Consider the following 253-nt stretch of genomic DNA (forward strand, 5'->3'; position numbering starts at 1 on the left):
GCCCGCGGCTCCGCTCCGTGCCGCACGACTGGCAGGTGCTGTGGCCGCCGCCGCGACCGGCCCCCGACCCCGACGGCCCGAACGACGCGAGCGTCACCCTGCTCGTGCGCACGGCGGGGCTGAACCTCCTGCTGCTCGGCGACCTCGAACCGGCCGCGCAGCGCGCCCTGTTGAGGACCGGCGGCGGGGCCCGGCTGTCCCGGGTCGACGTGCTCAAGGTCGCCCATCACGGGTCGGCGTACCAGGACCCGGA

Annotated in this window: 1 pseudogene; it reads left to right on the forward strand. The window is 77.1% G+C overall.

Going from position 1 to position 253, the window contains the following annotated elements:
- Positions 1–253, forward strand: a pseudogene (locus tag G3I40_RS05105) (hypothetical protein); the annotation flags it as partial.

Origin of the sequence: Streptomyces sp. SID14478, from assembly GCF_010548525.1 — a bacterium.
Lineage (GTDB): Bacteria > Actinomycetota > Actinomycetes > Streptomycetales > Streptomycetaceae > Streptomyces.